Source organism: Pantoea sp. XAF26B01_ASV70 (assembly GCF_054512635.1).
Map to the genome: position 1 here is coordinate 3,673,748 of NZ_CM137251.1, position 12,823 is coordinate 3,686,570.

At 54.4% G+C, this 12,823-nt stretch carries 14 protein-coding genes; 5 read left to right on the forward strand and 9 right to left on the reverse strand.

Annotated features, from left to right (window positions below; translation table 11 throughout):
• Positions 1–50: 50 nt before the first annotated feature.
• Genes ACX8ZY_RS17400 through ACX8ZY_RS17410 form a run of 3 tightly spaced genes read right to left on the reverse strand, consistent with a single transcriptional unit; the run spans position 51 to position 1,461 of the window.
• Positions 51–572 (reverse strand): hypothetical protein, encoded by a 522-nt coding sequence (locus ACX8ZY_RS17400; protein WP_081276223.1) that lies wholly within the window; start codon positions 570–572, stop codon positions 51–53.
• Complete coding sequence (locus tag ACX8ZY_RS17405; RefSeq protein ID WP_421665126.1) at positions 569–931, reverse strand: tlde1 domain-containing protein; 363 nt, start codon at positions 929–931, stop codon at positions 569–571. Before ACX8ZY_RS17405 ends, ACX8ZY_RS17400 begins: the two co-directional genes overlap by 4 nt.
• 50 nt (positions 932–981) lie before the next feature.
• Positions 982–1,461: an Hcp family type VI secretion system effector gene (locus ACX8ZY_RS17410; protein WP_089414625.1), complete on the reverse strand. Its 480-nt coding sequence runs from the start codon at positions 1,459–1,461 to the stop codon at positions 982–984.
• 305 nt (positions 1,462–1,766) lie between these two features.
• Here ACX8ZY_RS17410 and ACX8ZY_RS17415 point away from each other — a divergent pair, with 305 nt between their 5' ends.
• On the forward strand, positions 1,767–2,267 hold the full coding sequence (locus ACX8ZY_RS17415) for a GNAT family N-acetyltransferase (RefSeq protein WP_010671786.1): 501 nt from the start codon (positions 1,767–1,769) through the stop codon (positions 2,265–2,267).
• Here the strand turns inward: ACX8ZY_RS17415 and ACX8ZY_RS17420 are convergent.
• The 4 genes from ACX8ZY_RS17420 to rraB all read right to left on the reverse strand — a co-directional run bounded on the left by ACX8ZY_RS17420 (position 2,262) and on the right by rraB (position 5,988).
• Positions 2,262–3,047, reverse strand: a complete 786-nt coding sequence (locus tag ACX8ZY_RS17420; RefSeq protein WP_061901813.1) for a histidine phosphatase family protein — start codon at positions 3,045–3,047, stop codon at positions 2,262–2,264. The genes ACX8ZY_RS17415 and ACX8ZY_RS17420 overlap by 6 nt on opposite strands.
• A gap of 10 nt (positions 3,048–3,057) precedes the next feature.
• Positions 3,058–4,386 (reverse strand): hypothetical protein, encoded by a 1,329-nt coding sequence (locus ACX8ZY_RS17425; protein ID WP_425020993.1) that lies wholly within the window; start codon positions 4,384–4,386, stop codon positions 3,058–3,060.
• Positions 4,387–4,755: 369 nt separating this feature from the next.
• The gene (gene miaE, locus ACX8ZY_RS17430) at positions 4,756–5,517 is read right to left on the reverse strand and encodes a tRNA isopentenyl-2-thiomethyl-A-37 hydroxylase MiaE (RefSeq protein ID WP_010671789.1); all 762 of its coding nucleotides are present in this window, start codon (positions 5,515–5,517) and stop codon (positions 4,756–4,758) included.
• 54 nt (positions 5,518–5,571) lie between these two features.
• The gene (rraB, locus tag ACX8ZY_RS17435) at positions 5,572–5,988 is read right to left on the reverse strand and encodes a ribonuclease E inhibitor RraB (protein WP_010251675.1); all 417 of its coding nucleotides are present in this window, start codon (positions 5,986–5,988) and stop codon (positions 5,572–5,574) included.
• Positions 5,989–6,148: 160 nt separating this feature from the next.
• On the opposite strand from rraB, the gene argF reads away from it, so the two are divergent.
• The 4 genes from argF (at position 6,149) to ridA (ending at position 9,343) form a co-directional block, all read left to right on the forward strand.
• Positions 6,149–7,156, forward strand: a complete 1,008-nt coding sequence (argF, locus tag ACX8ZY_RS17440) for an ornithine carbamoyltransferase (RefSeq protein ID WP_061901816.1) — start codon at positions 6,149–6,151, stop codon at positions 7,154–7,156.
• 315 nt (positions 7,157–7,471) lie between these two features.
• On the forward strand, positions 7,472–8,407 hold the full coding sequence (gene pyrB, locus ACX8ZY_RS17445; RefSeq protein WP_010251681.1) for an aspartate carbamoyltransferase: 936 nt from the start codon (positions 7,472–7,474) through the stop codon (positions 8,405–8,407).
• A gap of 12 nt (positions 8,408–8,419) precedes the next feature.
• Positions 8,420–8,884, forward strand: coding sequence for an aspartate carbamoyltransferase regulatory subunit (gene pyrI, locus ACX8ZY_RS17450; protein ID WP_010251684.1), 465 nt, complete (start codon positions 8,420–8,422; stop codon positions 8,882–8,884).
• Between the two features lie 72 nt (positions 8,885–8,956).
• On the forward strand, positions 8,957–9,343 hold the full coding sequence (gene ridA / locus ACX8ZY_RS17455; protein WP_010251687.1) for a 2-iminobutanoate/2-iminopropanoate deaminase: 387 nt from the start codon (positions 8,957–8,959) through the stop codon (positions 9,341–9,343).
• A 76-nt stretch (positions 9,344–9,419) separates the two neighbouring features.
• Here the strand turns inward: ridA and lplT are convergent, their stop codons facing one another.
• Positions 9,420–10,610: a lysophospholipid transporter LplT gene (lplT, locus tag ACX8ZY_RS17460; protein ID WP_089414628.1), complete on the reverse strand. Its 1,191-nt coding sequence runs from the start codon at positions 10,608–10,610 to the stop codon at positions 9,420–9,422.
• Entirely contained in the window at positions 10,607–12,757 is a 2,151-nt protein-coding gene (aas, locus tag ACX8ZY_RS17465; RefSeq protein ID WP_089414629.1) for a bifunctional acyl-ACP--phospholipid O-acyltransferase/long-chain-fatty-acid--ACP ligase, read from the reverse strand. Before aas ends, lplT begins: the two co-directional genes overlap by 4 nt.
• Positions 12,758–12,823: the final 66 nt, after the last annotated feature.

The window sequence follows — 12,823 nt, forward strand, 5'->3', positions numbered from 1 at the left end:
TGATTCCTCGCTCTGAAAAAACCCTGCGCTCTGGCGCGGGGTTTTTTAAATCATTTTTTCGATGACACCCTTCCCGTCCTTGTTTCAGCAGCAAGATGATCATGACTCTTTTCTAATACAGACAGGCATCTTTTTTCCCGGTCACTTTCTGACGTTAACTGAGTAAGCGCCGTGCGGGCTTTTAAAAAGTACGCATCTGTTTCATCCGGCGTCGGCTCAATAAATGGCATGCCGCATAGCTTATTAACATTGCCTTGATTAACGTATTTCATTACCGCGCCAGGATTTTCAGGTAGAGCATAGGCCATCGCGATGTCCAGACCTTCCTGAAAAGAGGTTGCGCCTAAGAATGGCGATCGATTAAGAATGGGGTAAAGTTCAATCCAGCGTGTCCGGCCCTGAGAAAGATATTCTGTTATCTTGTCATAATCAGCATCTGAAAGTGAACTGCTGTCGTTATTGCGGGATGCCGTAATCACTTTATCTGACAAAACATGTTCTGCAGAATTGAACCTTCCTGATGAACAGGAGACGGAAAAAAATGCTAATAGCAAAATAATGAGCCATTTCATTTCACTATTAACTCCCTGTCGCCGCTATCCGCAATACTTTTTCTTACATTGAAAGACGCGACAATACAGCCATTCGAAGCGGTACCAAAGCCGTTATCTCCATGAATAAGAAATCCGGCGCGACCACACATATTGTTACCCGCATAAGGTATCAGACGGAGAACAAATCGTCCGGCTGTAGGATGCTTTGCTATAGGACTGGCAATCTTATACTTTCCTGCTGGCAAAGGACCTTTGTTCACCTCACATGCTAATGCAGGATCGTCTTTATATCCTTCAGCCCCGGCATATAACGCATCGAATTTATAGACACCATCTCGTGTAAAAGATCGCTTCCTGACGTCATAGACCCATGTCATACACGCTCCTTAAAATGACTCACAGAATTGCAGCGCCATTGATAGTTGAATTATGTGCGTTCCTTCCATGAATCGGAGTGCTGAATATTGCCATCACAGTACTTCCAGGTGATTTTTTCGTAGCGCAGCGTTACTGACTCAAGATGGTTCATATTTTCAATGGATTTGATGTTATGCATGAGTGGATTAACCGACACCACTTTCACTCCTTCAATGAACATATTGAAGTACTCCTCTTCCTGGCCAGCGTGATTAATACGGTACCATTTTATTTCAGCTGACCTGAGTGTTTGCCCGGAGGAGACTGCTTTATAGAGATAAGGGCTGGATGAGTCGAATTCTTTTTCGAATTCTAATGCACTATGAACACGCGTCCCTGTGAGTTTACCGGTGTGAGGATCGACCGGTATGCTCAAACCATGCATGAAACTAAGTACTTCAATACTTCCTTCTCGATATTGGACGTCAACTGATCCTTTGATATCTGCGCCACCATCATCTTTCAGCCATAGGTAAGCTGGAATTGCCATGAAATTAATCCTTTAATTAGCGTTAAAGGTATTAACTTACAGGAGTAGCAGTCAGCATTTTTGATTCACATCAATTAAGACAAACAAATTGATTGTGAAGTAATCAGCACTATTAAGACCAGAAGATAGAAACAATCCCTTATTACTGAACATAGTAATGTGTAAATGATAAAACAGATTTTCAAGTGACGTTAAAAAACATGACGCTTTTAAAGCCTCCCTGCATTGTCAGGAATATTGCTTTTACATGACGATAATGTTACTTCTGGTAAATGTCTAACCGATTTACATAGCTCAACTCCCACATGATTTCTGACTCTCAGCACCTCCAGGTGCGGCCGATTACTGCCGCCGATAATCCGCATATCGCCCAGGTGATCCGCGATGTTTCCGCGGAGTTCGGCCTGACGGCTGACAAGGGCTACACCGTTTCCGATCCGCAGCTCGACCAGCTGTTTGAGCTCTACAGTGCCGAACAGAGCGCCTACTGGATTGTTGAGTATCAGGGCAAGGTGGTCGGCGGCGGCGGTGTTGCGCCGCTCGCCTGCAGCGCACCCGATATCTGCGAACTGCAAAAGATGTACTTTCTGCCAGAGGTGCGCGGTCAGGGTCTGGCACGCGAACTGGCGCTGCGGGCGATAGAACATGCACGCAGCCACGGTTTCCGTCGCTGCTATCTGGAAACCACCGCCAGCCTGACGCGGGCCATTAAACTTTATGAGTCACTCGGCTTTGAGCATATCGACAGCGCGATGGGCTGCACAGGCCATGTCGACTGCGAAGTGCGTATGTTGCGGAAGTTATAAGCCGCGCTCTACGTAACTCATATCGTTGATGGATTCAATCACGAACTCTCCGCTGTCGGTATAGCGCAGCCGGGTTACGCTCGCATTGTCCAGCGTCTGGTTTAACGATGTATCGCCAAGCGCCTGCAGTAGCGCTGTAATCGCCAGGCCATGCGTGACCACCAGAACGTTACCGCCGCCCTGCTGCCGGGCCTGCTGCGCTATCTCAGTCAGGCTATCGACCATTCGCTTCGCAACCTGCTGATAGCTTTCGGCCATGCCTGCTGATTTAATGCCTCTCAGTGCCGGCGTGCCTGACGCTTCCGCCTGCCGGATAGCGTCTATGATCCTGTCGACATGAACCTTGCCTTTGCCATAGGCCTCCATTAGCGCCGTATCGGATGCAAATCCCAACTGATGGGCGGCATCGTTCAACATATTATTATTCAGATCGCCCTCATACAGGCCAAAGCCCACTTCCCGCAATTCCCGGCGTTCGTTCAGCGGCAGCGGCGTTTTCCATGCCTGCATCACAAGCTGCGCGGTTTCTCTCGCTCTGCCAGCATCGCTGGACCAGACGGCGATAAACGGGATCGTCTGCAGACCGCGTCCCAGCTTTTGCGCCACCTCTACCCCCGCTGGCGTTAGCGGAGTATCTGCCCATCCCTGCGCGCGATGCACCGTGTTGAACATCGTTTTACCATGCCGCGTAACGTAGAGAGTGACATCGGCGGCAAGGGCTTCGCCTGCGACAGCCCCAACCACAATAAGAATCAGCAACGCTTTAAAAATTCTTTTCATCGTATTTTCCTTATCTGAACAGATTTAATTTATATTCAACCGCGATCTCTGCAGAAAGGCTGGGAGAACGCATATATTTCCCTTGCGCATTAAAAACCGGAGTTTCTTTATTATTCTTGTATGACCAGCCATAACCGAATAGCGTAAAGACCGATAAATCCTTCAGGACCGGATGGGGTTCGATGAAGCGGTTTATGAGCGCGACTTCCCCCGAACGTATACGCGTATTACGATAATTAAACTGTCCATAGTTAATCTGAAATCCGCTAAAAATGCCTTTTGAAATTTCAAATTCCGTCTGCGACACCAGCGCCAGTTCTTTATCACGGGTATAATCTTTTCCGGCAGAGGTCAGGGCGTTGAAACGCCCACGGGTATTTTTTGTCAGCGGGCGCACATAATATCCCACCGCATTATGTTTGGGCGCCGAAGTCCAGGCGGCAGCGAATTTCTGTGTCCATCTGTCGTTAATCCAGTCTGCTTCACCGACATAGTGCCACGCGTGGTTATCGAACGATCTTTTGCTGGCCGCCATGCTTTTATAATTTTCCAGCCCCTGACTGCCATAAATTTGAGAGGACAAGCGCCAGTCCGGCGAGAGCGAGTAATTCGCTTCGATAACATGACGCCGCTGGTAGGCTTCCGCTTCGCCAAATGCGTAGGCGAGACGTCCGCGATCACCGGTATAGCTCAGTGCGCCGGTATAGATCGCATTAATTTTTCGTCGGTCCTGGGTTTGCAGGGCAAGACTCTCCGGCGAGTCGTGGCGAAGCGTTTTGGTCACGTAAGCCAAATCCAGCCGTATCTTCTGCACGTTCAGCGCGCCGCTATAGCCTGAGTAACTGTTGCGTGACAAGCGGTCCGTGGTGGTCAGCACGCCGATGTTTTTAAACTCCTGCCAGCCCACTTTTCCTTTAAATCCCGCATTCGCGTCCCCCAGCTTCACTTTCAGATAGCGTTCACCAAACTTGCTGAAGCCCTGCGCGTCAGCTTTTTGCTGATGACCGCCGCTGTCGTAAAGCAGGCCGCGCGTGGCAAAGTAGTCGCTGGCTCCCAGCCTGATCGCTCGGGTATAAGTTGCATCGAAACCCAGCCAGTCCCACTGATAGCCGGAACGAAAATTCAGGCTTGACGCCTGTCCCCAGGCATTATGAACAGCGGTAGGCTGCGCTTCATTTTCCTTGAGATACTTCCAGTGATTACGCAGTCTGAGATCGAGTTGCGAATCACGCAGGAAAGCAGTGTCAGAGAACGATAATGCGTCGGAAAAGTCAGCCCATGCGCCAGGTGGCTGCAAAAACAGTAAAATAAATAACGGAATACCGCGCTTTCCCCTCATGTTAATGACTCCTTCCATTAAATGCTTATTAGCAAAACTGGACGCCAAAAAAAAGTCGCTGATTCTTTTCCCCGGCTATAGCCGGTGCAAAAAAAACCTGATTCACAACCCTCTCTGGCAAAGAGGCGTTATGAATCAGGTTTTGCTTGAAAAATAACAATCCTAATCCGGCAAGAGCACTATAGTTATTCCGCAAAGAAAAAACAGAAGAGATAAAATATTTTGTGAGGGGTCACTCAAATTATATTTTTCGGAGGTAACGCGTTCATATTAGATTAACAGTTAATACTTATCTTTTTATTATTAATAAAATCAACCCGGTTCAATATAAAAAATAAACGGCCATCGTAAGAGCGCCGTTTACTCTAATCAGAACGCCGGTACGCCGCTGTGAAAGCGTAATTCGTTGTCGGGTTCGCTAATTAACCGCCCTTCTGTTGCCCCAATCACCTGCACCCGCGGCGTGATATCTCTGGTGGCAATCTGCGCCGCCAGGGTTAAATAGTCCTGATAATGCCGCGCCTCTGAGCGCAACAGCGACAGATAGAACTTCGCCAGTTCGTCATCAAGATAAGGTGCCAGACTGGCGAAACGTTCGCAGGAGCGCGCCTCGATGTAAGCGCCGCATATCAGCTTATCCACCAGCGTTTCCGGTTCATGGGTGGTGACTTCGCGCAGCAGCGATTTGGCATAGCGGCTGGAAGTGATCTTCTGATAGACCAGCCCGCGCGACTGCATAATTTCCCACACCTGATAGAAGTGATGCAGCTCCTCTTTAATCAGCAGCACCATCTTCTCCACCAGCTCATCCGCCCACGGCAGCGCATTGCGCACGATGATACGTTTTGTCAGGTTCTTATGGGCGTTGATAAAGTCGCTGTCGCCATCTTCGCGGAAGATAAAATCTTCATAGGGTTTCAGCCACGCCAGAATGGCGTCGCCGCTGGGTTTGTCGGCAACATATTTGCGGATCAACCACACCGCGGTCTGTGCGGCTTTGAGCTCGCACACCAGATGGTCGGTTAACAGCAGGGTCAGATTTTCCGGCTTGCGCGCCTCATCAATCCAGGCCTGTGGCGTGCGGCAGTGCAGAAACTGATAGATCGGTTCAAGTAAGGGTGCGTAGTTCATGATGTTAAAACAGGTGGCAGGGGTGACAGGCGGAGAACTCTCCGCCCCGGCTACTTAGTGGCGAATACCATCATCATCTTCATCTTCGATGGCGTCGTCATCTTCATCTTCGGCATCGGGATCTTCAAAATAGGTACCCCAGCCGTCGTAATCGACGTTGTACTTACCAATCAGGTTCACCAGCTGCTCAACCTGCACATCGATCAGTTCAGGCTTCAGGGCGGATTCGCTGATGATGTCGACGCACATCACGGTGGTGCCATCTTCCAGCTCCAGCTCTTCCGGCTCGGTCACTTCATAACCCAGCTTGAACGCATCAACGGCCGCTTTTTCCAGCGAATCAAAATTATTGCATGAGAGATGGTGCTCGATGGTATAGAGCGCATCAGGATCGCTGCCATCCTCCAGCAGCTCTTCAATAATCTGCCGCGTCTCTTCCTGCTGCTCTTCCAGTAATGCTTCATATGCCATGACGATATCCTCTCTGAGTTCGGCAATAATCAATTATTTTCCCATACTGCCCGTCGCGCCACTACACAAAACGAAAAGTTTATTAGCCCCGCACTTGAAAATGCATATTCATACGGTTAGATTGAATTTTAATTCACTTTAATGATTACCGGAGTGTTGTATGAGTCAGCTGTATCAGCGCCATTTCCTCAGGCTTCTGGATTTTACTCCCGCCGAAATTGATCACCTGCTTACCCTTTCCGCTGAATTGAAACGGGCGAAAAAAAGCGCCCAGGAAGTGCAGCATCTGAAAGGTAAAAACATCGCGCTCATCTTCGAAAAAGACTCGACCCGTACCCGATGCTCTTTCGAAGTTGCCGCTTACGATCAGGGTGCAAACGTCACCTATCTTGGCCCGAGTGGCAGCCAGATCGGCCATAAAGAGTCGATGCGCGACACCGCGCGGGTGCTGGGCCGGATGTACGATGGCATTCAGTATCGCGGTTACGGACAGGAACTGGTGGAAACACTGGCGGAACATGCCGGTGTGCCGGTGTGGAACGGCCTGACCACCGAGTTTCATCCGACCCAGCTGCTGGCCGACCTGCTGACCATGCAGGAGCATCTGCCGGGCAAAAAACTCAGCGAGATGACGCTGGTTTATGTGGGTGATGCGCGCAACAACATGGGCAACACCATGCTGGAAGCCGCCGCACAGGTGGGGCTGGATCTGCGTCTGGTGGCACCGAAAAGCTGCTGGCCAGAGGAGCAACTGGTGGCGCAGTGCCGTGAAGCCGCGCAGCAGACCGGCGGGAAAATCACCCTCACCGAACATATTGCCGACGGCGTGAAAGGCGCTGACTTTATCTACACCGATGTCTGGGTGTCGATGGGCGAAGCCAAAGCGGTGTGGGCCGAGCGTATCGCGCTGCTGCGTGACTATCAGGTGAACCGGGCGATGCTCGATCTGACCGGCAACCCGCAGGTTAAATTTCTGCACTGTCTGCCCGCCTTCCACGACGATCAGACCACGCTGGGCCAGCAGATGGCGGAACAGTACGATCTGCCCAACGGCATGGAAGTGAGCAACGAGGTGTTTGAGTCACCACACAGCATTGTGTTCGACCAGGCTGAGAACCGGATGCACACGATTAAAGCGGTAATGGTGGCCACGCTGGGCCAGCGCTGATCGACCAGCACCGCGCAGCTGAGGACGCTGAGTCGCGCCCGCTCATAGCGGGCGATTCACCGTCTGATCTGGCCCGGCCTCCGATCGGCCAGGCAGGCGCAAACGTTTTCCTCTTGCTGACCCACCGCGAACGGGTATAATGCGGCCCAATTTGCCGGAGGAAATATGCTACAGCACAGCGGACAACTTGACGCTCAATCACGCCTGACCGCAGGCGGTGCTACTGTTTCTTTCGGTCATCGACCCGATCTTAAAAAAGCCCCTTAAGCAGGGGCTTTTTTTTGTCCGCAATCCGGCCGCGCAGAGGAGAAAGCTATGGCTAACCCGCTATATCGCAAACACATTATTTCAATTAACGACCTCAGTCGTGAAGAGCTGGAACTGGCGTTGCACACCGCCGCAAAGCTGAAAGCCCACCCGCAGCCGGAACTGCTGAAGCACAAGGTTATCGCCAGCTGCTTCTTTGAGGCGTCTACCCGTACCCGCCTGTCGTTTGAAACCGCCATTCATCGCCTCGGCGCGTCAGCGGTGGGCTTTGCTGACGGCAGTAATACGTCGCTGGGCAAAAAAGGCGAAACCCTGGCCGACACCATTTCAGTGATCAGCACCTACGTCGATGCGATCGTGATGCGTCACCCGCAGGAAGGCGCGGCGCGGCTGGCGACCGAGTTCTCCGGCGGCATCCCGATTCTCAACGCCGGTGACGGCGCGAACCAGCATCCGACCCAGACACTGCTTGATCTCTTCACCATTCAGGAGACGCAGAGCCGTCTTAATCAGCTGAATGTGGCGATGGTCGGCGACCTGAAGTATGGCCGCACCGTCCACTCCCTGACCCAGGCGCTGGCGAAGTTTGACGGCAACCGCTTCTTCTTTATCGCGCCCGATGCGCTGGCGATGCCAGCCTATATCACCGACATGCTGGATGAGAAGAATATCAGCTGGTCACGTCACGACAGCTTTGAAGAGGTGATGCCGCAGCTCGATATCCTCTACATGACGCGGGTGCAGAAAGAGCGGCTCGATCCGTCAGAATATGCCAACGTCAAAGCGCAGTTCATTCTGCGCGCTGCCGATCTCGCTACAGCGCGCGACAATATGAAGGTACTGCACCCGCTGCCGCGCATCGACGAAATCACCACCGATGTCGATAAAACCCCGTATGCCTGGTATTTCCAGCAGGCGGGTAACGGCATCTATGCGCGCCAGGCTCTGCTGGCACTGGTTTTAAACAGCGAACTCGCCCTGTAAGGAGATACCCCCATGACGCAGGACAACAAACTGCAGGTCGAAGCGATCAAACGCGGCACGGTCATCGACCATATTCCGGCGCAGATCGGCTTTAAATTGCTCTCTCTGTTCCGGCTGACCGAAACCGATCAGCGCATTACTATTGGCCTGAATCTGCCCTCAGGCGAGATGGGCCGCAAAGATCTGATCAAGATTGAGAACACCTTTCTCACTGACGATCAGGTCAATCAGCTGGCGGTCTATGCGCCCCATGCCACGGTCAACCGCATCGACGATTATGAAGTAGTGGCGAAGATCGCCCCGACGCTGCCGGACCACGTTGAACGGGTGCTGACCTGCCCGAACAGCAACTGCATCAGCCGCAGCGAGCCGGTCTTCTCCAGCTTTGCCGTGAAGCAGCGCGCCGACGATGTCCATCTTAAGTGCAAATATTGCGAAAAAGAGTTCGCCCGCCATGTGGTGCTGGGTCACTGGTAATCGCCCTGCCCGACCTTATAATGGGCAACACCGGCGGCATGGCCGCCTGACGACGTAATCAAAGGAGCAATGATGTCTCGTGAAATCAGTACTGAAAAAGCCCCTGCCGCTATCGGCCCCTATGTTCAGGGTGTCGATCTGGGCAGCATGATCATCACCTCTGGCCAGATCCCGGTGGATCCGGCGACCGGCCAGGTGGCGGATGACGTTGCCGCACAGGCGCGTCAGTCACTGGAAAATGTGAAGGCGATTGTTGAAGCAGCGGGTCTGAAGGTCGGCGACATCGTGAAGACCACGGTGTTCGTGAAAGACTTAAATGACTTCGCCACGGTCAATGCGGCTTATGAGGCGTTTTTCACCGAGCATGAAGCTCACTTCCCGGCGCGTTCCTGTGTCGAAGTGGCGCGTCTGCCAAAAGATGTGAAGATCGAAATCGAAGCGATTGCCCTTCGTCGCTAATCTCCGTTGTTAACATCTATTGTTAACGAGGGCGCCCGCCTCTCTCCGGCTATCCCGGAGAGAGGCGGTGAATCGCTTAACGCTTAGCCGGTCGCCACAGCCACAGCAGCGCTATCGCCAGCGCAAACAGCACGCCAAAACCGACGCCCGTCGCCACCGCAGGTGCACCCGCCTTGATCGCCAGCGTATAGAACCCCAGCATGATCAGCATGGCGCTGTTCTCACCCAGATTCTGCACCGCAATCGCATTACCTGAACCGACGCTCTCTTTGCCCCGCGCCTGCAACAGCGCATTCAGCGGCACCACAAAGAAACCGCCCAGCGCGCCAATCAGCATCAGCACCAGATAGGCATTCAGCAGAGAATGCTGCAGCGCGAAGACGACGACCATCACACCAATCAGCACACCGGCTGGCATACAGCGACGCACCGTTTCAAGCGTCACCAGCTTCGCCGCCGCCGCCGCCCCAATCACAATCCCGATCGCCACCATAGCATTCAGGGTCGTTGGTGTGGTGTTGTCACTGATGCCCAGCGCCACCGGCACCCACAGCACCAGCAGAAAACGCAGCGTCACGCCTGCGCCCCAGAACAGGCTGGTGCCGAGCAGCGAAAAGCGCGTCTCCGCATCACGCCATAGCAGCGCGGCAGCACTGAAAAAACTGCGTACCATCATACCCAGCTGCCAGCTCTGACCAGGACGCGCCGCCTGCAGTTTCGGGATAAACAGGTTGGCTACCACGGCAATGCCGTAGGTCACCGCACAGATCCCCAGCGCCGCCAGCAGATGCCAGTCAGCCAGCATCCCGCCCGCCACTGAGCCGAGCAGAATGGCGGCGATGGTCGATCCCTCCATCAGCCCGTTGGCTTTCACCAGCTTCTCACCGTGGGTAATCTCACCGAGGATGCCATATTTAGCCGGGGAGTAGGCCGCTGCGCCAGCGCCCACCAGGGTATATCCGAGGAAGGGGTTGAAGCCGAAGCAGATCACCAGCGCGCCCAGCAGCTTCAGGCTGTTGGCGAGCATCATCACCCGCCCTTTTGCCATGCTGTCCGCGACCTGACCGACAAACGGTGCCAGCAGAATGTAGGCTGCGACAAAGAGCATCTGCAGCACCGGCTGGCTCCAGTCGGGATAGAACTGGCTTTTCAGCACGGCCAGCGTGGCAAACAGCAGCGCGTTATCGCCGAAGGCCGAAAAGAACTGGGCGATAATCACGGCGATCATGCCGCGTGACATCAGCGGCGCATTACGATCAAGGCTCATGCCTGCTCCTCTTCCGCCATTTTTTTCAGCGTGACGTAATCGGGTTTACCGCTGCCCAGCTGCGGCAACTGCTTCATCACCCGGATATCACGCGGCAGCGCCAGTTCTGGCGCACCCAGCTCGCGGGCCGCTTTCTGCAGGCTGTCGCGCGCCAGTTCAGCGTCGGTGGTGAACAGCACCAGCGCCTCACCACGCTGACCATCCGGGCGCAGCGAGGCGGCATGTTGTTTATCCGGCGACGCCTTCAGAGCGATCTGCTCGACGATCTCCAGCGACACCATCTCACCGGCAATCTTCGCAAAGCGTTTGGCACGCCCCTGAATCTGGCAGAAACCGCCGTCATCAAAGCTGACGATATCACCCGTGTCATACCAGCCCGATTCCTGATTGCCTTCGCCATCGTCGGCGACCGGCACTTCCAGCACGCCTGGATTCTCGACGCGCAGATAGCCCTTCATCACGTTCGGTCCGCGCAGTTGCAGCCGTCCGCCCTGCTCAATGCCCGGCACCGACATCAGCCGCGAATCCATGCCCGGCAGAATGCGTCCGACGGTGTGCGCCTTCGCCGCCATCGGCACGTTAATCGCGACCACTGGCGCGCATTCGGTTACGCCGTAGCCTTCAAGAATGCGAATGCCATACTTCTCCATGTAGAGCTGACGGGTGTTCTCCTGCAGCTTCTCCGCCCCCGCCACCACATAGCGCAGGCGGGCAAAATCATAGGGCGCGGCAAAGCGCGCGTAGTTGCCGAGGAAGGTCGAGGTGCCAAACAGCACGGTGCAGTTGCGGTCATAGACCAGCTCCGGCACGATGCGATAGTGCAGCGGGCTGGGATAGAGGAACACCTGGGCGCCGGTCATCAGCGGCGTAAACAGCCCGACGGTCAGACCAAACGCATGGAACAGCGGCAGCGCCGACATAAAGCGGTCGCGCGGGGTGAAGTCGGCGATGGTGCGGATCTGTTCAACGTTCGCCAGCAGGCTTTTATGCGAATGCACCACCCCTTTGGGGTTGCCTTCCGAGCCGGAGGTAAACAGCACCATCGCGGCGTCTTCCGGCTGCTGGGGCAGCTGCGCGCGATGCGGCATCAGCAGATGGGCGACGATCCACAGTTTGTCCTTACTGGTCACGGTATCTTTCAGATCTTCCAGATAGATCCACTGCACATCATCGAGCCCCTGCGGCAGATGCCACAGGTTGCCTTTGTCCAGGAACTGGCGAGACGTGAAGACCGTTTTGATCTGCGCGGCGGTCAGTGCCGCCCGCATGCCGTTCACGCCGGCCGTATAGTTGAGCATCGCCGGAACGCGTCCGCGCAGGGATGCTCCGAAAATCGCCGCCGCCGTGACGGTGGTATTGGGCAGCAGCAGCCCTACCACTTCGCGCGGCTGGCTGTAGCGTTCCAGAATACGGCCCACGCCCAGCGCCTTCTTCAGCAGTCCGTTGTAGCTGTCAGGTTTGAAATTGACATCTTCGATGCAGCGCTTAAACGCGCCATAACGCGTACGCGCCGCCAGAAACGCCTCAAACAGGGTTTCACGCGGACGCACCGCCATGCGCGCTTCCATCATCACATGATGCAGATGCTCACCGGCCAGCACGCGCCGATCGCGCGCCCGTTTCGCCTCCGGCATCGGAATGCGGGTGGCGGGCAGAATCGTCAGGGTGATGCGGGGGAACAGGCGACGTTTAAACACGCCCGCCAGACGACCAAACGGCGTGTACTCTGCGCCTTCAATGCGCATCGGCACCACATTCGCGCCCGAACGCGCCGCGACAAAACCCGCCCCGCTGTAGATCTTCATCAGCGAGCCGGTGACGGTAATGCGTCCTTCCGGGAAGATCACCACCGGACGGCCACTGTCGATCAGCCTGACCAGCTGTTTGAGCGCCATGGGTTTGGTGGGATCGAGCGGCACATAGTCGATAAAGGGTTTAACCAGCCGCATAAACCAGCTTTCGCTGATGGTCGAATAGACCGCATAGACCGGCTTAATCGGCAAAAATAGCGCCAGCAATATGCCGTCGAGAAACGACATATGGTTCGGCGTGATCAATACCTTCTGCTTATGCAGTTCGGCGACGTCGCCACGCAGTTCGACCCGCCATAACAGGCGAAATATCAGGCGCAATAGTGTGAAAACCATGCCGGCTCCTTAGCATCGTGAAAATAGCCCCTCACGATGCAGGATTTGAGGCGGTTCGACAACAGA

Coding starts and splice junctions, on each gene's coding strand:
- ACX8ZY_RS17400 (WP_081276223.1), bottom strand. CDS start 572: ATGAAATGGCTCATTATTTTGCTATTAGCATTTTTTTCCGTCTCCTGT.
- ACX8ZY_RS17405 (WP_421665126.1), bottom strand. CDS start 931: ATGACATGGGTCTATGACGTCAGGAAGCGATCTTTTACACGAGATGGT.
- ACX8ZY_RS17410 (WP_089414625.1), bottom strand. CDS start 1,461: ATGGCAATTCCAGCTTACCTATGGCTGAAAGATGATGGTGGCGCAGAT.
- ACX8ZY_RS17415 (WP_010671786.1), top strand. CDS start 1,767: ATGATTTCTGACTCTCAGCACCTCCAGGTGCGGCCGATTACTGCCGCC.
- ACX8ZY_RS17420 (WP_061901813.1), bottom strand. CDS start 3,047: ATGAAAAGAATTTTTAAAGCGTTGCTGATTCTTATTGTGGTTGGGGCT.
- ACX8ZY_RS17425 (WP_425020993.1), bottom strand. CDS start 4,386: ATGAGGGGAAAGCGCGGTATTCCGTTATTTATTTTACTGTTTTTGCAG.
- miaE (WP_010671789.1), bottom strand. CDS start 5,517: ATGAACTACGCACCCTTACTTGAACCGATCTATCAGTTTCTGCACTGC.
- rraB (WP_010251675.1), bottom strand. CDS start 5,988: ATGGCATATGAAGCATTACTGGAAGAGCAGCAGGAAGAGACGCGGCAG.
- argF (WP_061901816.1), top strand. CDS start 6,149: ATGAGTCAGCTGTATCAGCGCCATTTCCTCAGGCTTCTGGATTTTACT.
- pyrB (WP_010251681.1), top strand. CDS start 7,472: ATGGCTAACCCGCTATATCGCAAACACATTATTTCAATTAACGACCTC.
- pyrI (WP_010251684.1), top strand. CDS start 8,420: ATGACGCAGGACAACAAACTGCAGGTCGAAGCGATCAAACGCGGCACG.
- ridA (WP_010251687.1), top strand. CDS start 8,957: ATGTCTCGTGAAATCAGTACTGAAAAAGCCCCTGCCGCTATCGGCCCC.
- lplT (WP_089414628.1), bottom strand. CDS start 10,610: ATGAGCCTTGATCGTAATGCGCCGCTGATGTCACGCGGCATGATCGCC.
- aas (WP_089414629.1), bottom strand. CDS start 12,757: ATGGTTTTCACACTATTGCGCCTGATATTTCGCCTGTTATGGCGGGTC.